Source organism: Streptomyces sp. NBC_01092, from assembly GCF_045039535.1.
Classification (GTDB): domain Bacteria; phylum Actinomycetota; class Actinomycetes; order Streptomycetales; family Streptomycetaceae; genus Streptomyces.
This window is the reverse complement of sequence record NZ_CP108659.1, coordinates 10,263,028-10,280,241: the sequence shown is the minus strand read 5'-3', so window position 1 is coordinate 10,280,241 and position 17,214 is coordinate 10,263,028. Positions and strand designations below refer to the sequence as shown.

16 protein-coding genes and 1 pseudogene are annotated in these 17,214 nt (G+C 70.2%); 4 read left to right on the top strand and 13 right to left on the bottom strand.

Features of this window, described 5'->3' with window-relative positions; translation table 11 throughout:
• Positions 1 to 122 precede the first annotated feature (122 nt).
• On the top strand, positions 123 to 1,343 hold the full coding sequence (locus OG254_RS45750) for a lactonase family protein (RefSeq protein ID WP_405593679.1): 1,221 nt from the start codon (positions 123 to 125) through the stop codon (positions 1,341 to 1,343).
• Here the strand turns inward: OG254_RS45750 and OG254_RS45745 are convergent.
• Together OG254_RS45745 and OG254_RS45740 are read right to left on the bottom strand one after the other, a co-directional pair.
• Positions 1,311 to 2,036 carry a DUF2470 domain-containing protein gene (locus OG254_RS45745; RefSeq protein WP_405593678.1) on the bottom strand — a complete coding sequence of 242 codons (726 nt, stop codon included), beginning with the start codon at positions 2,034 to 2,036 and terminating at the stop codon, positions 1,311 to 1,313. The two genes, OG254_RS45750 and OG254_RS45745, sit on opposite strands and share 33 nt — an antisense overlap.
• A 104-nt stretch (positions 2,037 to 2,140) precedes the next feature.
• The gene (locus OG254_RS45740; protein ID WP_405593677.1) at positions 2,141 to 2,710 is read right to left on the bottom strand and encodes a TetR/AcrR family transcriptional regulator; all 570 of its coding nucleotides are present in this window, start codon (positions 2,708 to 2,710) and stop codon (positions 2,141 to 2,143) included.
• Between OG254_RS45740 and OG254_RS45735 the strand changes: the two are divergent.
• Positions 2,654 to 3,817: pseudogene (locus OG254_RS45735) on the top strand (cytochrome P450); the annotation flags it as partial. The gene OG254_RS45740 and the pseudogene OG254_RS45735 sit on opposite strands and share 57 nt — an antisense overlap.
• Here OG254_RS45735 and OG254_RS45730 read toward each other — a convergent pair.
• Entirely contained in the window at positions 3,779 to 4,609 is an 831-nt protein-coding gene (locus OG254_RS45730) for a pentapeptide repeat-containing protein (RefSeq protein ID WP_405593676.1), read from the bottom strand. The pseudogene OG254_RS45735 and the gene OG254_RS45730 sit on opposite strands and share 39 nt — an antisense overlap.
• A gap of 158 nt (positions 4,610 to 4,767) precedes the next feature.
• Between OG254_RS45730 and OG254_RS45725 the strand changes: the two genes are divergently transcribed.
• Positions 4,768 to 4,968, top strand: coding sequence for a DUF5999 family protein (locus OG254_RS45725; RefSeq protein WP_405593675.1), 201 nt, complete (start codon positions 4,768 to 4,770; stop codon positions 4,966 to 4,968).
• 1 nt (position 4,969) lies between these two features.
• Here the strand turns inward: OG254_RS45725 and sigJ are convergent, their stop codons facing one another.
• From sigJ to OG254_RS45675, 10 genes are all read right to left on the bottom strand, one after another.
• Positions 4,970 to 5,866 (bottom strand): RNA polymerase sigma factor SigJ, encoded by an 897-nt coding sequence (gene sigJ / locus OG254_RS45720; RefSeq protein WP_405593674.1) that lies wholly within the window; start codon positions 5,864 to 5,866, stop codon positions 4,970 to 4,972.
• A gap of 20 nt (positions 5,867 to 5,886) precedes the next feature.
• The gene (locus OG254_RS45715) at positions 5,887 to 6,630 is read right to left on the bottom strand and encodes a PIG-L deacetylase family protein (protein WP_405593673.1); all 744 of its coding nucleotides are present in this window, start codon (positions 6,628 to 6,630) and stop codon (positions 5,887 to 5,889) included.
• Between the two features lie 28 nt (positions 6,631 to 6,658).
• A complete protein-coding gene (locus tag OG254_RS45710) occupies positions 6,659 to 7,960 on the bottom strand; it encodes an alpha/beta fold hydrolase (protein ID WP_405593672.1) in 1,302 nt (433 codons plus the stop codon).
• Between the two features lie 132 nt (positions 7,961 to 8,092).
• The gene (locus OG254_RS45705) at positions 8,093 to 9,118 is read right to left on the bottom strand and encodes a LacI family DNA-binding transcriptional regulator (RefSeq protein ID WP_405593671.1); all 1,026 of its coding nucleotides are present in this window, start codon (positions 9,116 to 9,118) and stop codon (positions 8,093 to 8,095) included.
• A gap of 84 nt (positions 9,119 to 9,202) precedes the next feature.
• On the bottom strand, positions 9,203 to 10,633 hold the full coding sequence (locus tag OG254_RS45700) for a BNR repeat-containing protein (protein ID WP_405593670.1): 1,431 nt from the start codon (positions 10,631 to 10,633) through the stop codon (positions 9,203 to 9,205).
• A 23-nt stretch (positions 10,634 to 10,656) separates the two neighbouring features.
• On the bottom strand, positions 10,657 to 10,977 hold the full coding sequence (locus OG254_RS45695; RefSeq protein ID WP_405593668.1) for an L-rhamnose mutarotase: 321 nt from the start codon (positions 10,975 to 10,977) through the stop codon (positions 10,657 to 10,659).
• A 33-nt stretch (positions 10,978 to 11,010) separates the two neighbouring features.
• On the bottom strand, positions 11,011 to 12,090 hold the full coding sequence (rhaS, locus tag OG254_RS45690) for a rhamnose ABC transporter substrate-binding protein (protein ID WP_405593667.1): 1,080 nt from the start codon (positions 12,088 to 12,090) through the stop codon (positions 11,011 to 11,013).
• A gap of 75 nt (positions 12,091 to 12,165) precedes the next feature.
• Positions 12,166 to 13,137, bottom strand: coding sequence for an ABC transporter permease (locus OG254_RS45685; protein ID WP_405593666.1), 972 nt, complete (start codon positions 13,135 to 13,137; stop codon positions 12,166 to 12,168).
• Entirely contained in the window at positions 13,130 to 14,170 is a 1,041-nt protein-coding gene (locus OG254_RS45680) for an ABC transporter permease (protein ID WP_405593665.1), read from the bottom strand. The genes OG254_RS45685 and OG254_RS45680 overlap by 8 nt, the downstream gene beginning before the upstream one ends.
• On the bottom strand, positions 14,167 to 15,684 hold the full coding sequence (locus OG254_RS45675; RefSeq protein WP_405593664.1) for a sugar ABC transporter ATP-binding protein: 1,518 nt from the start codon (positions 15,682 to 15,684) through the stop codon (positions 14,167 to 14,169). The genes OG254_RS45680 and OG254_RS45675 overlap by 4 nt, the downstream gene beginning before the upstream one ends.
• Positions 15,685 to 15,969: 285 nt before the next feature.
• Here OG254_RS45675 and rhaI point away from each other — a divergent pair, with 285 nt between their 5' ends.
• Positions 15,970 to 17,130 carry an L-rhamnose isomerase gene (gene rhaI, locus OG254_RS45670; RefSeq protein ID WP_405593663.1) on the top strand — a complete coding sequence of 387 codons (1,161 nt, stop codon included), beginning with the start codon at positions 15,970 to 15,972 and terminating at the stop codon, positions 17,128 to 17,130.
• Positions 17,131 to 17,214 lie beyond the last annotated feature (84 nt).

The following is a 17,214-nucleotide window of genomic DNA, read 5'->3' as shown; positions in this document are numbered from 1 at the left end:
CGGCCCACCACCACCGCGTCATTGCACAGGATGCAACTGCCGTTGCTCTTCTTGCGCTCGACAGGAGATCCACGCCAAGGTTGCTGTCGCGACCACGACGACCGACGACCTGAGGTGTGGACATGGGCAGTGGTGGGCTGAGCAGGCGCCGATTCGTCGGGACCCTCGCGGGATCGGCCGCCGGTGTGACACTCCCGGCGGCCACGGCGTGCGACGACGCGCCCGCCCCTGCGGACACGGCCGACGCGGCGACGTCCGAGGCGACCGGTCCCGCAGCGCGCCCGAGCGCCCAGACCGAGAGCCGCGAGCCGTCCGGCCCGCGCCCCCTCTACCTCGGCACCTACACCTCCGTGCAGGGCGGCGGCCAGGGCATCGGCCTCGCCACGTACGACCCGGCCACGGGCGCCGTCACCGGCACCGGGACGATTCCCGGCGTCGCCGACCCGTCGTATCTGGCGCTGCACCCCGACGGCCGGACGCTGTACGCGGTGAACGAGCGCGAGGACGGCGCCGTGACCGCCGTACGCCTGGCCGACCGCAAGGTTCTGGGGAGCCGGAGCACCGGCGGGGCGGCGCCCTGCCATCTGTCGGTGCATCCGAGCGGACGCTGGCTGCTGAGCGCCAACTACGGCACGGGCAGCGTGGCCGTGCACCCGATCGACGCCTCGGGCGCGCTGGGCGAGCGCACCGAGCTGGTCACGCACTCCAGTCCGGCACCCGGCCCCGGCCAGGACGGCCCGCACGCCCACCAGTTCGTCACGAGCCCCGACGGCCGCCATGTGCTCGCCGTCGACCTGGGCACGGACACCGTGTACACCTACCGTCTCGACCAGAAGGCGGGCACGCTCGGCGAGGTGGCGCGAGCGCAGGCCAAGCCGGGTGCGGGCCCGCGTCATCTCACCTTCCACCCGGGCGGCCGGTACGCCTACCTGGCCAACGAGGTCGACAACAACGTCGCCGTCTGCGCGTACGACCCCGGCACGGGCCGGCTGACCATCGGCGAGGAGCAGGACACGGGCACCGGCTCGGGCACGAGCTATCCGGCGCAGCTGGTGGTGACGCCGAACGGCCGATACGCCTATCTCGCCAACCGGGGCCACAACAGCCTCGCGCGCTATGCGGTGGAGGCGAAGGGCGCCCGGCTCCGGCTGCTCGACACGGTGCCGGTGTCCGGGGACTTCCCGCGGCAGATCGCCCTCTCACCGGACGGCGCGCTGCTGTTCGCGGCGAACCAGCGGTCGAGCACCGTCAGCGTCTTCCATGTCGACGAGGCGAGCGGTGAACTGCGGCTCGCGGGCGAGCCGTTCGGGTCACCCGTCGCCGTCTGTGCGCTGCCGCTGTAGGGCGCGCGGGCAGGAAGCGGCGCTGGCCTGCGAGAGCAGGATGTGCATACGCTCGGTGAGCTGCGCTACGTCGTCGGCGGGCCGGTGGAACGGCAGCCGTACGTCGCCGTGGGAACTGGCGCGTTCGATGCGCAGCGTGAGTCCGTGCCGGTCTACGGCGAGGGGCTGGACGCGGACGACGCCATGCAGGCTGTCGGAGTCGACGAGGCGGGTGAGCCGCTCGACGGCGTCCGGGTGGCAGTCGGCCAGATGGGTGAGCAGCCGGGCCTCGGCGGTGGCCAGCGGGTCGGGCGCGGCGCCGGCGAACTCGTCGAGGTCCACGACCACGGCACCGGACGGCAGGCGCAGCACCACGCGGGTCGCGTTGAACGCGAGTTTGCCCTCATCGGGGGTGAACCAGCCGGAGAGCCAGAGCCGGGTGCGGATCCGCTTGCGGACGGGCACGGGGGCGACGTCGGCGAACTCCAGGACGGCCGACGGCTCTCCGCGGGGCGCGCAGATCGCGGCCGTGACGAGCACACTGTCCTCCGGCACCTCCAGCAGGACACGACCGTCCTCGGTCACGGTGTGCGCGCCGACGAGCTCCTCACGGCAGCTCTCCGCGGTCACCCCGCAGGACCACGCGCCGGCGAGCACCGACCGGGCACGTTCCGCCGCGGAAGGAGCCGCCGTCCAGGCTTGGCTGTCACCCATCCCAATCCTCCTTAGGTAAGCCTTGCCTAACCTATCGAAGATCGAGCCGCAGGCCAACCAGCCCCACCGATCCTGTGCGATCTCTTTGCGGGAGCGAGGGGTGCTCAGGGTGCGACGACGCCCAGCAGGGCACGGGCGCACAGGTCGCGCACCTGGTCCCGGGAGAGGTCCGAGCCCCGCAGCCACTCAAGACAGACGGCGGTCGTGAACGCCAGCCAACCCCGCACCGCGACCGGGACCTCAGGCCGCTCCGCGCAGAGCGAGCCGAACTCAGGGTCCGCCGCCATCGCCGCGAGGATCTGCTTCTCCTGTGCGGCCAGGGCCCGTTGATACACCTTGCGCACGGCTTGGTCGCCGGCCGCGTCGGCGCGATGGAAGGCGCGGTAGCCGTGGGCGTGGGCCTCGACGTACTCCAGGAAGGTGTCGAGGCCCGCGGCAAGCTGCTCGCGCACAGCAACCCCCGGCACGGCGGCCGTCATCCGCAGCATGCGCTCGCTCTCGCGCTCCACGACGGCCGCGAAGAAGTCCCGCTTGGTCGGGAAGTAGTGATAGAGCAGCCCCCGCGAGACACCGGCCATCTCGGCGACCTGCTCGATCCAGACCTCGTCGTACGGACTCTCCGAGAACAGGTCCTGGCACCTGGGTTCAGCCGGGAGGCGATGGCCGGCTACCACCCGATGATGCTGGCCGTGGCCGACCGGCTCATGGACCACTGGGACCGCGCGCTGACCGCGGGCCGGGCGGTGGACGTGCCCGGTGACATGACCAAGCTGACCCTGGAGACCATCGCGCGCACCGGGTTCGGGCACGACTTCGGCTCCTTCGAACGGGCCCGCCCGCACCCCTTCGTGACCGCGATGGTCGGCACCCTGACCTACGCGCAGCGGCTGAACACCGTGCCGTGGCCGTTCCTGCTGCGCAGGGCAGCGCGCCGCAACGAGGCCGACATCGCCCATCTCAACGACACCGTCGACGACTTGGTGCGCGCCCGCATCGCGAACGGGCCCGGGGACGGCGACCTGCTGGACCGCATGCTGGAGACCTCGCACCCGCAGACCGGCGAACGGCTCTCCGCGGAGAACGTCCGCCGACAGGTGATCACCTTCCTGGTGGCCGGCCACGAGACGACTTCGGGCGCGCTCTCCTTCGCCCTGCACTACCTCTCCCGGCACCCCGACGTCGCGGCCCGCGCCCGCGCCGAGGTGGACCGCGTCTGGGGCGCCACGGCGACGCCCGGCTACGACCAGGTGGCGCGGCTGCGCTATGTGCGCCGGGTGCTCGACGAGGCGCTGCGGCTGTGGCCGACGGCGCCCGCCTTCGCCCGGGAGGCCCGCGAGGACACCGTGCTAGGCGGGGCCCATCCGATGCGGCGGGGCGCCTGGGCACTGGTGCTCACGGCGATGCTGCACCGCGATCCGGAGGTCTGGGGCGCGGACGCCGAAGGGTTCGACCCGGACCGGTTCGCCCCGAAGGCGGTACGGACGCGGGCGCCGCACACCTTCAAGCCGTTCGGGACGGGGGCGCGGGCCTGCATCGGGCGCCAGTTCGCGCTGCACGAGGCCACACTGGTGCTGGGCCTGCTGCTGCGCCGCTACGAGTTCAGGGACGACCCGGCGTACCGGCTGCGGGTGACGGAGCGGCTGACGCTGATGCCGGAGGGCCTGCGGCTGAACCTGGAGCGGCGGGCTGCCATCCCCGCGCCGAGGGAACCCGCCCCGTCCCCCGCAGAGGAAGACACGCCCTCAGCGCTGCGCTGTCCAGTGCGCGGGGCGGCCGACTGACTCGGGCAGCCGGGTGCCCGCGCTGCCCCGGGCCGCGTTCAGCTGGGGCTGGGTCAGGAAGAAGGCGCCGGTCAGATCGGCGTCCGTGAGGTCGGTGTCGCGCAGGTCGGCGCCTATGAGGTCCGCCCCGCGCAGGTCGGCGCCGGTCAGGTCGGCGGCTATGAGGTAGGCGCCGCGCAGGTTCGCGCCCCGCAGGTCCGCGCCCACCAGCCGGGCACCCATCAGGTCCGCGCCGCGGCGCTCCTTCTTGCGGCCGCGCACACCCGCCCGCGCCAGCTCGCTGGTCCTCAGCAACAGGACGTTGACCTTCTGCCGGTGCGCAGCCACGTCCAGGGACGCGAGTTCCTCCGAGGGGCGACGCGTGAGCTCCTCCGTCGCGTCCAGGAGTTCACGCAGCTCGGTCTGGAGGGGGCGGGCGGCCGGCAGGCTGAGCGCCTCGGTCAGGTACCAGAGCAGTTCGTGGAGCTGACGGACGACCGGGAAGACGTCGAACATCCGCCGGGCGTCCGCTCGCGAGCCCGCCCGCCAGTCCTGTCCGGCGAAGGTGACCTGCGAGACCTTCTGACCGGCGCCGAAGCAGTCGTAGACCGTGCAGCCGGTGAAGCCGCTCTGCCGGAGCCGGGCGTGGATGCCGCAGCGGTGGTCGTCCTGGAGGTTGCGGCAGGGCGTCCCGGCGGCCTTGTCGAGCGCGAAGTCCGCCGAGGCCGTGAAGGGCAGCGCGACACAGCACAGCCCGAAACAGTTCGCGCAGTCTCCGCGCAGGTCGATGAGGTCGCCGGGGTGATCTTGCATGTCACCAGCCTAATCTCCCGCTCGGGGCGAAAACTCACCGATGAGTTTCCGGTGCTGTGGGGGTCCCCTCATCCAACGGAAAACAAGCTCGGGTACCACGGATGTACGAGCCGACGAAAGCAGGAGCAGCACCGCATCGAGGAAACCGAGGAGACGTCATGTGCAGCCACCAGCCCCCGTGCCCCACCGTCGACAGCCCGGACCGTCAGGCCGCCGTGATCGTGTCGGCCCATCCCGAGCAGGGCTGGTACCTGCTGTGCAACGGCACCATCGCCTTCGACGACACCGGCGAGGTACTCCCGGACGGGCGGGTGGTCGGCCCGCACCGCACGGTCGGCGCGCTCGCCGTGGCCGCCTGAGTCAGCCGCCGAGGTCCGACAGATCGAGTCCGTCGAGCCGCTCGGGGTCGGCCAGGATGTACATGTGCGTGATCCGGCCGTCGACGATGGTGACGCCCATGACCGACTGCGGCTGCCCCTCGGGCGCGTGCAGGACCCCGACCTCTCCATTGACCAGCACGAACTGCGCGTACTGTGCGAACTGGGCGAACAGCAGCGCCTGTTCGGCCACCGGCTTCGCGCCGCGCACCAGCTTGGACGCCGCCGCACCCCGCACCAGCGGCCCGGAGTCGGCCCGCAGCACCACCTCGGGGTCGAGGACAGCGAGCAGCGCGTCGAAGTCTCCCGCGCGGGCGGCGGCCATGAAGGCATCGAGCACCTGCCGCTGCCGGCCGAGGTCGGGCTCGCTCGACGGGGTGGCGCCCTTCACCCGGCGCCGGGCGCGGCTGGCGAGCTGCCGGGTGGCGGCCGAGGAGCGCTCGACGATCGGCGCGATGTCGTCGAACGGCACTGCGAACATGTCGTGCAGCACGAACGCGATCCGCTCCGCCGGCTCCAGCGCCTCCAGCACCACCAGGAGGGCCAGGCCCACCGAGTCGGCCTGGAGCACCTCCTGTTCCGGATCGATCTGCGTCAGGGGACGGATCACGGGGTCCGGTACGAAGGTGTCGTCCAGGGGCTCCTCGTGGCGGCGCGTACGGGAGCGGAGCATGTCCAGGCAGACCCGGCCGACCACGGTGGTCAGCCAGCCGCCGAGGTTGTCGATGCCGTCCGCGTCCGTGCGGCTCAGCTTCAGCCAGGCCTCCTGGACGGCGTCCTCCGCCTCGGCCAGCGAGCCGAGCATGCGGTAGGCGACCGCCTTGAGGTGGCCTCGGTGCTCCTCGAAGCGGTCCGCCAGCAGATCCGTGTCCTTCACCATTCCCCCGTCTCCCTACCGTCCTACCTACTGAACAGCTCGAACGCCACGGCCGGCTTCCCGCCGAACCGCTCCCCCGTCGTCTCGGCGTTCGCCGTGAGGAAGCCGCGGACGTAGCTTTCAGGGTCCTCGTCCGTCAACACCTCGATGTAGGTGCGGTGTTCGAGCAGCGAGTGCACCGCGCGCTCCAGGCCCGGCGTCGCGTCGACCGCGTGCGTGGGCGTGCTGGAGCCGGCCACCGCGACCCAGCGGACGCCGCTCCACGGCTCCAGGCCCTGCTCGATGAGCTCCGGGAAGATCCAGCGGTTGCCCGCGTCCCCGGCGGCGTCCAGCGTCGCGCGGCCGACGGCCACATGGTCCGGCGTGTTCCAGGCGACGCCGCCCCAGGTGTCGCGGTGGTTGAGCGTGATCACGAGCTCGGGCCGGTGGCGGCGGATCGCGGCGGCGATGTCCCGGCGCAGGGCGGTGCCGTATTCGATCACGCCGTCCTTGTGGTCGAGGAACTCCACCGCCGACACACCCACGACCGCGGCGCCGGCCCGCTGCTCGCGCTCGCGGAGCGGGCCGCACCGCTCGGGGTCGAGGGTGTCGATGCCGGCTTCGCCGCGGGTCGCCAGGACATAGGCGACCTCGCGGCCTGCGTCGGTCCAGGCGGCGATCGCGGCCGAGCAGCCGTACTCGAGGTCGTCCGGATGCGCGACGACGGCGAGCGCGCGCTGCCAGTCGTCGGGCATGGGCTGGAGCTGAGTGATCGTCGGCTCGGTCATGCCCGCACCCTAACGCGTCACACCGACATCACGCTTCGTCACGAGTGAGGGCGAGTAGCCGGTCCAGGACGCGGGGGCCGCCGGCCCGTACGCCGTCGTGCTCGAACTCGTCGGTGACCCAGGTCCGCAGCCCACGGATGGCGCGGGCGGTGGCCAGGGAGTGGGCGGTGTCGACGTACATGTCGTCGTGGTAGACGGCCGCCGCGACCGGCACCTCGTTGGCGGCCAGGCGCGCCGAGTCGTACAGCGGCGTCCAGTCGGTGCGGGCGGCGAGGAGGTCGGCGGTCTCGCGCAGTGGGCGCAGCGCCGGGTCGCAGTCGAACATCCAGGGGTGGATCGTCTCGCCGGTGAACAGCAGCGGGCCGTCCCCGGCGAGCGTCTTCGCCGCGTCGAACTGCGGGAACTCGGCGCGCACGCGCTCGGCGGACCAGGCGGTGGGGCGTGCGTCCTGTCCGTAGATCGCCTCGTGGACGAGGGCGTACAGCGGGTGGCTCGCGTACGACAGCAGGCCCTGCACCTCCTCCTGGAAGACGTCCGAGAGTGCCTGGCCCTGCGGCGTGCGCACGAAGGCGTGTTCCAGCAGGTAGTGCAGGCGGTGGCTGCCCTCGCTGCCGCCCAGGAGGATGCCGAGGGACTGGAAGGCCTCGGCGGTGAGGCGGTAGCCGTTCGGCAGGACCACGTCGCCGGCGAGGAGGTGGTCGGCGATACGGCGGGCGCGCTCGATGTCGTGCGGGTAGCGGGCGTAGTGCGCGGCGACCTTGCGCTCGATGCGGGGGTAGGCCGCGCGGTAGACGTCGTCGGCGTGGGCGTCGAGGGAGGGCAGGCCGCCGGTGATGAGGGCGGCGGTCAGGCCCTCGGGCGCGGTGGAGAGGTAGTTGACCGTGCAGAAGCCGCCGAAGCTCTGGCCGAGGACGGTCCAGGGGGCGCCTCCCGTCACGTCCCGGCGGATCGCCTCGCAGTCGCGGACGATCGAGTCGGCGCGGAAGTGCGTGAGGTAGTCGGCCTGTTCTGCGGGGCCGCCGCGCAGCGGGAGCGTCTGGCGGTTGGCGGGCGTGGAGTGCCCGGTGCCGCGCTGGTCCAGCAGCAGGACGCGGAACTCCTTCAGCGCGCGGCCGAGCCAGGCGCCCTTGCCGACGAAGCGGTTCGCCCCGAAGCCGGGGCCGCCCTGGAGGTAGACCAGCCACGGCTGTTCCTGGTGCGCCTTGTCGCTGGCGACCACCTCACGGGCGTAGAGCTCGATCGTCTCCCCCGTCGGGTCGTCGTGGTCGAGGGGCACGGTGAAGCGGCGGTCGGTGAGGACGACGCCGGGCTGGCGGTAACTGACGGTCAACAGGGCTCCCGGGACGAATGGTTTTCGGGCCGCGTCCCAGTTCAGCACATGTTCCTGCGCCGACCGAGCCCCGGGATCATGAAATCGTACTGAACGGCCGATCAGCGGGCGCGGGTCCGGACCGTCTCCGGTTCAGCGCGCCGCGAGGCTCGAGCGCCGCACCACCAGCTCCGGCTGGAGGACGACACGCCGGTGCTCGTGCTCTATCACCCCGGTCTCGGCCTCCGTCTCCTCAAGCAGCATCTCGGCCGCGAGGGTGCCCATGGTGACGGCGGGCTGCCGTACGGAGGTCAGCGGGACGGCCGCGGCGGCGGCGAACTCGATGTCGTCGTAGCCGACGATCGCGAGGTCGTCGGGGACGCCGACGCCTGCGGCATACATGGCCTGGAGCACGCCCAGGGCGAGCAGGTCGTTGGCGCAGAAGACGGCGGTGGGGCGCTCGGCGAGGCCGAGCAGGCGGGCGCCGGCGTCCCGGCCGGCGGCGACGTCGAGCCGCTCGGTGGGCAGCTCGCGCAGGTTCTCGGGGCCGAGGCCGGCCTCCTCCAGCGCGTTCAGGGCGCCGGTACGGCGGTCGCGGACCTGGTTGAGGCCGGGCGGGCCACTGACGTAGGCGATGGAGCGGTGCCCGGCGTCGACGAGATGGCGTACGGCGAGGGCGCCGCCCGCGACGTCGTCGACGGAGACCGAGCACTCGGTGGTGCCTTCGGCGACCCGGTCGACGAGGACGAAGGGGATGCCGTGCCGGCGGAACGTCTCGATGTTGCGGCCGGTGGCGTCGGCGGGCGTCAGCAGGACGCCGCGCACCCGCTGCTCGGCGAACAGGGAGAGGTAGTCGGCCTCCTCGCTCGCGCTCTGTGCGCTGTTGCAGACCATCACGCCGAGCCCGGCGTCACGCGCGGTCCGCTCGGCGCCGCGGGCCACGTCGACGAAGAAGGGGTTGCCCATGTCGAGGACGAGCAGGCCCATGATCCGGCTGCGGCCCGCGCGCAGCTGGCGCGCGGACTCGCTGCGGACATAGCCCAGCCGGTCTATCGCGGACTGCACCCGCGCCCGGGTCTCGGTCGCGACCGTGTCCGGACGGTTGATGACGTTCGAGACCGTACCGACGGAGACTCCGGCGGCTCGGGCGACGTCCTTGATACCCACCGACTGGGCCATCGGGCAGGGACCTCCAGAAAGACTCGTGAAGCGTGGGAGCGGCGCGAAGGAACATTACCGTCAAGCCGCCCACAACGGCTGCGATCAGGCAGGCAGGCGGAAGTTGAGGTTACGCAGCGCCGAGGGCGTCGTACCGCTGGACTTCTCCTGGTACATGATCGACAGGAAGTTGTCCTGTCCCACGCGGGTCTCGTCGATCACGACCTCGCCGAAGGCGTTCAGCCCGGCCGTGACGCCGTCGTAGAGGACCGCCCAGTCCGAGTACCCGGAAGCCTTGGAGGCTCCGGCTATACGGCAGAAGGGGAAGATCGCGTACGCGTTGTCGTACTTGTCCAGGATCAGCTTGGTGCGCTGGCTGGAGTTCAGCGGGACCGGGAGCTCGGTCTTCTGCCAGGTGCCCGAGGAGTTCTTGCGGACGTGGAAGGCGCGGCCGTTCGCGGTGCGGTCGGCAACGTAGTTCGTGGTGCACTGACCGAACCGGCCGGGGACGTAGCTGATGATCGCGTGCGGCAGGCCGGCGGAGTCGGTGAACTGGCTCTCCTGGTTCATCAGGGAGTGGTCCGGGTTGAGTGCGTCGATCACCAGGCCGCTGTCGGTGACGGCGACCTTGTCGGAGCCGCCGGTCGTGCCGACGACGGTGCCGGCGTTGTTGCGCCAGGTGCGGCCGCGGTCGTCGGAGTAGACGTAGCCGGTGTCGTGATTGGTGATGCCGCCGCCGGAGCACATCACGGAGCCGTTCTGCTCGCGCCAGGTGAAGAAGGAGTGCAGCCGCCCGCCCCGGTCGTAGTCGATGCCGTGCAGGTACATGTTGCGGGCGGTCGAGGAGCCGTGCTCGCTGGTGTAGGTGCCGGTGGAGCTGCTCCACTCCCCCAGGTCGGTCCAGGCCGAACCGTCGTACTCCGCGAGGGCGTTGCGGCCGTTGCCGGAGACGGCGACCCGGTAGCTGAGCTGGAGCCTGCCCTCGGGGGTGGAGATGAACTGCGGGTACGTGAACTGCGAGGTGAGCGCGAGACCGTCCATCGTCGACTGAGGTGCACCGAAGCGGCCCGCGGTCCAGCTCAGTGCGGCGGGGTTGTCCATCAGCCCGGCGACCGACTTGACGTAGGTGAAGCCGTCGCTGTGCGAGTCCATGTTGAGGTGGAGCCGGCCGTCGACCTTCGAGACCCCCATGGAGATGACGTTGTGGGAGTCGTCGTAGCGCAGGGTGTGGCCGACCTTGACGGTGGACCAGGTGCCGGCGCCCAGGGCGCGACGGCCGACGACGGCACTGCGGTCAGCGGTGTACCAGGCGGCGTACTGGTAGCCCTTGTAGGTCAGCAGGCCGTTCTTCTGGAAGGCGTTGTTGTTGACCAGTCCGTCGTACGACACGAAGAAGATGGCCTGCGTGTCGAGGGTGGTCGTGCCGGTCAGCGTGAGGGACGGGCCGGGGTCTGCGGCGCGGGCCGTGCCGGAGGCGAGGGCGGGGGTCATGACGGCTCCGGAGAGGGCGGCGCCCAGCAGCGTACGTCTTTTCATCGATGCGGCTCCTGAGGGGGTGGTCAGGCGAGGTGGAACACTTCGGTGAGCGGTTTCATGGCCTCGTCGGGGCGGGCGCCGTCCAGCGACTCGAAGAACGGCGCCATCTCCGCCTGCCAGCGGGCGTTGACATCGGTGGCTTCCATCCCGGCCACGGCGGCGGCGAAGTCCTCGGTCTCCAGGTAGCCGACCAGGAGGCCGTCCTCCCGCAGGAAGAGCGAGTAGTTGTGCCAGCCGGTGGCGGAAAGCGCCGCGAGCATCTCCGGCCACACGGCCGCGTGCCGCTCGCGGTACTCGTCCAGTCGGTCCGCCCTGACCTTCAGCAGGAAGCACATCCGCTGCATCAACAGCCCTCCTGATCCTGGAAGTCGAACGGCCTAGAAGTTGAACTGGTCGATGTTCTTGGCGTCGAACACGGTCGGCTTGCCGAGGCTGATCACGCCGTCCTTGCCGATGGTGTACGTGGTCTCGCCGGCCTTGAAGGTCTCGCCCTCCTTGCCGGTGATCTGGCCGGAGACCAGCGCGACGGCGGTACGCGCGGCGAGGTCACCGAGCTTCGCCGGGTCCCACAGCTCGAACGCCTCGACGGTGCCGTTCTTGACGTACTTGCGCATGTCGTTGGGGGTGCCGAGGCCGGTCAGCTTGACCTTGCCCTTGTACTTGGAGCCGGACAGGTACTGGGCGGCGGCCTTGATGCCGACGGTGGTCGGGGAGATGATCCCCTTCAGGTTCGGGTACTCCTGGAGCAGGCCCTGGGTCTGCTGGAAGGACGCCTGGGCGTCGTCGTTGCCGTAGGCGATCTTGACGAGCTTCATGCCCTTGTACTTGGGGTCCTTGAGCTCGTCCTTCATGAAGTCGATCCAGGTGTTCTGGTTCGTCGCGGTCTGCGCGGCGGACAGGATCGCGATCTCGCCCTTGTAGCCGATCTGTTCGGCGAGCAGCTGCACCTCGGTGCGGCCGAGGTCCTCGGCGGAGGCCTGTGAGACGAAGGCGTTGCGGCAGTCGGCGGTGGTGTCGGAGTCGTAGGTGACGACCTTGATGTCGTTCTTCATGGCCTGCTTGAGCGCGGTGCACAGGGCGCCCGGGTCCTGCGCGGACACGGCCATCGCGTCGACCTGCTGCTGAGTCAGCGTGTTGACGTAGCTGACCTGCCCGGCGGTGTCGGTGGCGCTGCTCGGCCCGACCTCCTTGTAGCTGGAGCCCAGCTCCTTCAGCGCCGTCTCGCCGCCCTTGTCGGCGGAGGTGAAGTAGGGGTTGTTGACCTGCTTGGGCAGGAACCCGACGGTCAGGCCCTTCTTCAACTCGGCGTTCGGGTCGGCCTTGCCGGCGGTGGCGGCGGAGGCGTCGTCGTTCTTGACGTCCTCCTTGGTGGTACCGCCGCAGGCGGTGGCCGCGAGAGCGAGGGAGGTGACGGCGGCGAGGGTCACAGAGACACGCCGGAGGGATGACTTACGCATGACGGTTCCTTCTGACGGAGGTGAGTGGATGCTGTTAGGGGCGCGGGGAACTGCGCGATCAACCACCTACGGCCTTTAGCCGGACGATTGAGCCCGCACAACGGCGATTTGCCGCGCCACCCTCGGCCCGAGGACAGAAAGCACGAGCAAAACACCCGTGACAACGATCTGCGACTGGGCAGAAACGTCCTGGAGGCTCATCACGTTCTGCAGCGCACCGAGCAGGAAGACACCCGCAACCGCGCCACCCAACGTCCCCTTCCCCCCGTCGAAGTCGATCCCGCCGAGCAACACGGCAGCGACAACGGAGAGTTCGAGCCCGGTGGCGTTGTCATAGCGAGCGCTCGCGTAATGCAGAGCCCAGAAGATCCCGGTGAGCGAAGCCATCAGCCCCGTCACCGTGAACAGAATCAACTTCTGCCGCTTGACCCGGATCCCGGCAAACCGCGCGGCCTCCTCGCTCGCCCCGGTAGCGAAGACCGACCGCCCGAACGGCATCGCGTGCAGGACGACCACCGCGATGGAGAGCAGCACGAGGAAGGGAAGGAACGCGTACGGAATGAACGTGTCGCCGATCCGCCCGGCCGCGAAGTCCAGGTACAGCGTCGGAAAGTCGGTCACCGCATCCGACCCGAGCACGATCTGAGCGATCCCCCGGTACGCGGCAAGCGTGCCGATGGTGACGGCGAGGGACGGCAACCCCAGCCGCGTGACGAGCAACCCGTTGATGAGCCCGCACACAGCCCCGAGCAGCAGGCACAGCGGAATGATCGTCTCGATCGTCATCCCCTGGTTCCACAGCGCGCCCATCACGGCCCCCGACAGCCCGGCCGTGGACGCGACCGACAGGTCGATCTCCCCCGAGACGACCAGCAGGGTCATCGGCAGGGCGATCAGCGCGATGGGCAGCGTGTTGCCGATCAGGAAGGACAGATTGAGGGCGTTGCCGAAGCCGTCGACGAAGCCGAAGGACAGCAGCAGTACGACGATGAGGAGGGCGCCGACAACTGTGTCCCAGCGGACCGCACGAATCAGCGAGTCAGGCATGACGGGCGTTCCTCTTCTTGAGGGCGGAGCCCACCCGCAGCGCGACCACACGGTCCACGGCGATGGCGAGGATGAGCAGGATGCCGTTGATGGCGAGCACCCAGACGGAGCTGACGCCGAGGGCGGGCAGCACGCTGTTGATGGAGGTCAGCAGCAGCGCGCCGAGGGCGGCTCCGTAGACGCTGCCGGAGCCGCCGGTGAAGACGACGCCGCCGACCACGACCGCGCTGACGACGGTGAGTTCGTAGCCGTTGCCGGTGCCGGAGTCGACGTTGCCGAACCGGGCCAGGTACAGCGCGCCCGCGAGACCGGCGAGGGCGCCGCAGAAGGTGTACGCGGCGAGGATCCGCTTGCGGACCGGGATGCCGGCGAGGCGGGCGGCCTCCGGGTTGGAGCCGAGGGCGTACAGCTCGCGGCCGCTGCCGAAGTGCTTCAGGTAGTACGCGGTGGCGACCAGCACGGCGAGGGCGATCAGCGCCAGCCACGGCACGGCGGAGATGCCGCTGGAGCCGAAGTCGACGAAGCCGTCCGGAAGGTCGGCGGCCGTGATCTGGCGGGAGCCGACCCAGATGGAGTCGATGCCGCGGATGATGTAGAGCGTGCCGAGGGTGACGACGAGCGCCGGCACCTGGCCGAGGCTGACGAGCAGGCCGTTCAGCAGACCGAAGCCGATACCCATCAGGACCGCCAGGAGCACGGCCAGGACCGGGTTTCCGCCGCCCTGGAGGAACGTGCCGGCGGCGAAGGCGCTGATGCCGAGCGTGGAGCCGACCGACAGGTCGACGTTCCTCGTGATCACCACCAGGGACTGGCCCGTGGCGACCAGGACGAGGATCGTCGCGTTCAGCAGCAGGTCCTTGATGCCCTGCTCGGTGAGGAACTCGCTGTTGCCCAGCTGGGTGACGACGATCATCACCACGAAGACGGCCAGGATGGCGAGTTCGCGCATCTTGAAGACGCGGTCGACGAGGCGGGTGCCGCTGGACTTGGGTACGTCGGTCACGGGAGCCTCTTTGGGAGTGATCACCGTCATGCGGCGGCCCTCCCGGTGGCTGCGGCCATCACGGTTTCCTCGGTGGCTTCGGAGCGCGGGATCTCGGCGGTGAGGCGGCCCTCGTGCATCACGAGCACGCGGTCGGCCATGCCGAGGATCTCGGGCAGGTCGGAGGAGATCATCAGGACGGCCACCCCGTCGGCGGCCAACTCGCTGAGCAGCCGGTGCACTTCGGCCTTGGTGCCGACGTCGATGCCCCGGGTGGGCTCGTCGACGATCAGCACCTTGGGGCCGGTGGCCAGCCACTTGGCGAGGACCACCTTCTGCTGGTTGCCGCCGGACAGGGTGTTGACCGTGTCGGCGATGCGGGCGTACTTGACCTGGAGCTTGACGGCCCAGTCGAGGGAGCGGCTGCGTTCGGCGGCGCGGTCCATGAACCCCGCCCTGACGGTCGTACGCAGTCCGGTGAGGCCGATGTTGCGCTCGATGGACATGTCCATCACCAGGCCCTGCGCGCGCCGGTCCTCGGGGACGAGGGCGAGGCCGGAGGCCATGGCGGTGGAGGGGGCACCGTTGGTCAGGGACTTGCCGTCGACGCGGACCTCACCGGCGTCCCAGCGGTCGATGCCGAACACGGCTCGGGCGACCTCCGTGCGGCCCGCACCGACCAGCCCCGCCAGCCCGACGATCTCTCCGCGCCGCACGTCGAAGGAGACGTCGGTGAAGACGCCCTCGCGGGTCAACCGGCGCACGCTCAGGGCGACTTCGCCCGGCTTGACGTCCTGCTTGGGGTACAGGTCGTCGAGGTCGCGGCCGACCATGCGGCGTACGAGGTCGTCCTCGGTCATCCCGTCCAGTGGCTCGCTGGCGATCCACGCGCCGTCCCGCAGGGTCGTCACCCGCTCGCAGATCTGGAAGATCTCCTCCAGCCGGTGGGAGATGAACAGGACGGCGGCGCCCTGTTCGCGCAGGGTGCGCACGACGCCGAAGAGGCGGGCGACCTCGCTGCCGGTGAGGGCGGCGGTCGGCTCGTCCATGATCAGGACGCGGGCGTCGAAGGAGAGTGCCTTGGCGATCTCGACGATCTGCTGGTCGGCGATGGACAGGCCGCGCGCGGGGCGGTCGGGGTCCAACTCCACGCCGAGCCGCGTCATCAGGGCCAGGGTCGCGGTGTGCGTGGCCTTGTGGTCGATGCGGCCGAGGGCGCGGCGCGGCCGGCGGCCCATGAAGATGTTCTCGGCGATCGACAGGTCGGGGAAGAGGGTCGGCTCCTGGTAGATCACGGCGATACCGGCGTCGCGGGCGTCGCCGGGGCCGTGGAAGACGACGGGTGCGCCGTCGAGCAGCACCTGGCCCGCGTCGGGCCGGTGCACTCCGGCGAGCGCCTTGATGAGGGTCGACTTGCCCGCGCCGTTCTCCCCGGCGAGGGCGTGCACCTCCCCGGGGAACAACTCCAGGGAGACGTCCCGCAGGGCGCGGACGGCTCCGAAGGACTTGGAGACGTCCCTGAGCGCCAGAACCGGGGCCGGACCCGTGGTGGACGGGTGGGTCATGAGGGCTCCTCGACGACGCCGGCGGGCCGGGCCTCCCGGCGTCGTGAAAGGTTTCAACTTGGTTGCCGGGACGTTAGACACGGAGCGCATGTCGCGTCAATGGGTCCGTGTCGAAAAAGTTTCGATGAACTGAGGTCGCGGCCGAGCCACATGAAACAGCCTTGGTCACGGGGCTTGACACCCCTTCGGGGGGCCCATACGTTCCCGTCTTGAATCGTTTCACAGTGAAGCGTTTCAGAGGTCCACCGTCCAACACGTCCGTCCCGACGTCACAGGAGCCCTGAAGTGACCGAGATCGCCGCGGTGAAGGCCGCACTCAAGACCCAGGCCGTCGAAACGCCGTCGTGGGCGTACGGGAACTCGGGGACGCGGTTCAAGGTGTTCGCGCAACAGGGTGTTCCGCGTACGCCGCGGGAGAAGTTGGACGATGCCGCTCAGGTGCACGCGTTCACCGGCGTGGCCCCGACCGTCGCGCTGCACATCCCGTGGGACAAGGTCGACGACTACGGGGCGCTGGCGAAACACGCCGAGGAGCGTGGCGTGAAGCTGGGGGCGATCAACTCCAACACCTTCCAGGACGACGACTACAAGCTGGGCAGCATCTGCCATCCGGACGCTGTGGTGCGGCGGAAGGCTCTTGATCATCTGCTGGAGTGCGTCGACATCATGGACGCGACCGGCTCCACCGATCTGAAGCTGTGGTTCGCGGACGGGACCAATTACCCCGGGCAGGACGACATCAGGGCTCGGCAGGACAGGCTGGCCGAGGGGCTGGCCGAGGTGTACGAGCGGCTCGGGGACGGGCAGCGGATGCTGCTGGAGTACAAGTTCTTCGAGCCGGCCTTCTACACCACCGATGTGCCGGACTGGGGCACGGCGTATGCGCACTGTCTGAAGCTCGGACCCAAGGCGCAGGTCGTGGTCGACACCGGGCATCACGCGCCCGGGACCAACATCGAGTTCATCGTCGCGACGCTGCTGCGGGAGGGGAAGCTCGGCGGGTTCGACTTCAACTCGCGGTTCTACGCGGACGACGACCTCATGGTGGGGGCCGCCGATCCCTTCCAGCTGTTCCGGATCATGTACGAGGTCGTGCGCGGGGGTGGGTTCACGTCCGACGTGGCGTTCATGCTCGATCAGTGCCACAACATCGAGGCGAAGATTCCGGCGATCATCCGGTCGGTGATGAATGTGCAGGAGGCCACGGGGAAAGCGCTGCTGGTCGACCGGGAGGCGTTGGCTGCGGCGCAGGCCGGCGGCGACGTGCTGGGCGCCAATGCCGTGCTCATGGATGCCTACAACACGGATGTGCGGCCGTTGCTGGCCGAGGTTCGGGAAGAGATGGGGCTCGATGCGGATCCCATGGGTGCGTATGGCCGTTCCGGGTGGGCCGAGAGGATCGTGGCCGAGCGGGTGGGTGGGCAGCAGGCCGGGTGGGGGGCGTAGGCGTCTGCCGGGTTGTCTTTCGTCTCGGTCTGCGGGTCCGTTGTGGCTCGTCGCTCCCCCAAGTTTCTCGACTTCGCTCGAACA

Bases quoted from the DNA above. Each gene is read 5' to 3' on its own strand.
- OG254_RS45685 (WP_405593666.1), bottom strand. From the start codon at position 13,137: ATGCCTGACTCGCTGATTCGTGCGGTCCGCTGGGACACAGTTGTCGGC.
- OG254_RS45725 (WP_405593675.1), top strand. From the start codon at position 4,768: ATGTGCAGCCACCAGCCCCCGTGCCCCACCGTCGACAGCCCGGACCGT.
- OG254_RS45695 (WP_405593668.1), bottom strand. From the start codon at position 10,977: ATGCAGCGGATGTGCTTCCTGCTGAAGGTCAGGGCGGACCGACTGGAC.
- OG254_RS45675 (WP_405593664.1), bottom strand. From the start codon at position 15,684: ATGACCCACCCGTCCACCACGGGTCCGGCCCCGGTTCTGGCGCTCAGG.
- OG254_RS45730 (WP_405593676.1), bottom strand. From the start codon at position 4,609: ATGCAAGATCACCCCGGCGACCTCATCGACCTGCGCGGAGACTGCGCG.
- rhaS (WP_405593667.1), bottom strand. From the start codon at position 12,090: ATGCGTAAGTCATCCCTCCGGCGTGTCTCTGTGACCCTCGCCGCCGTC.
- OG254_RS45700 (WP_405593670.1), bottom strand. From the start codon at position 10,633: ATGAAAAGACGTACGCTGCTGGGCGCCGCCCTCTCCGGAGCCGTCATG.
- sigJ (WP_405593674.1), bottom strand. From the start codon at position 5,866: ATGGTGAAGGACACGGATCTGCTGGCGGACCGCTTCGAGGAGCACCGA.
- OG254_RS45745 (WP_405593678.1), bottom strand. From the start codon at position 2,036: ATGGGTGACAGCCAAGCCTGGACGGCGGCTCCTTCCGCGGCGGAACGT.
- OG254_RS45705 (WP_405593671.1), bottom strand. From the start codon at position 9,118: ATGGCCCAGTCGGTGGGTATCAAGGACGTCGCCCGAGCCGCCGGAGTC.
- OG254_RS45750 (WP_405593679.1), top strand. From the start codon at position 123: ATGGGCAGTGGTGGGCTGAGCAGGCGCCGATTCGTCGGGACCCTCGCG.
- OG254_RS45715 (WP_405593673.1), bottom strand. From the start codon at position 6,630: ATGACCGAGCCGACGATCACTCAGCTCCAGCCCATGCCCGACGACTGG.
- OG254_RS45680 (WP_405593665.1), bottom strand. From the start codon at position 14,170: ATGACGGTGATCACTCCCAAAGAGGCTCCCGTGACCGACGTACCCAAG.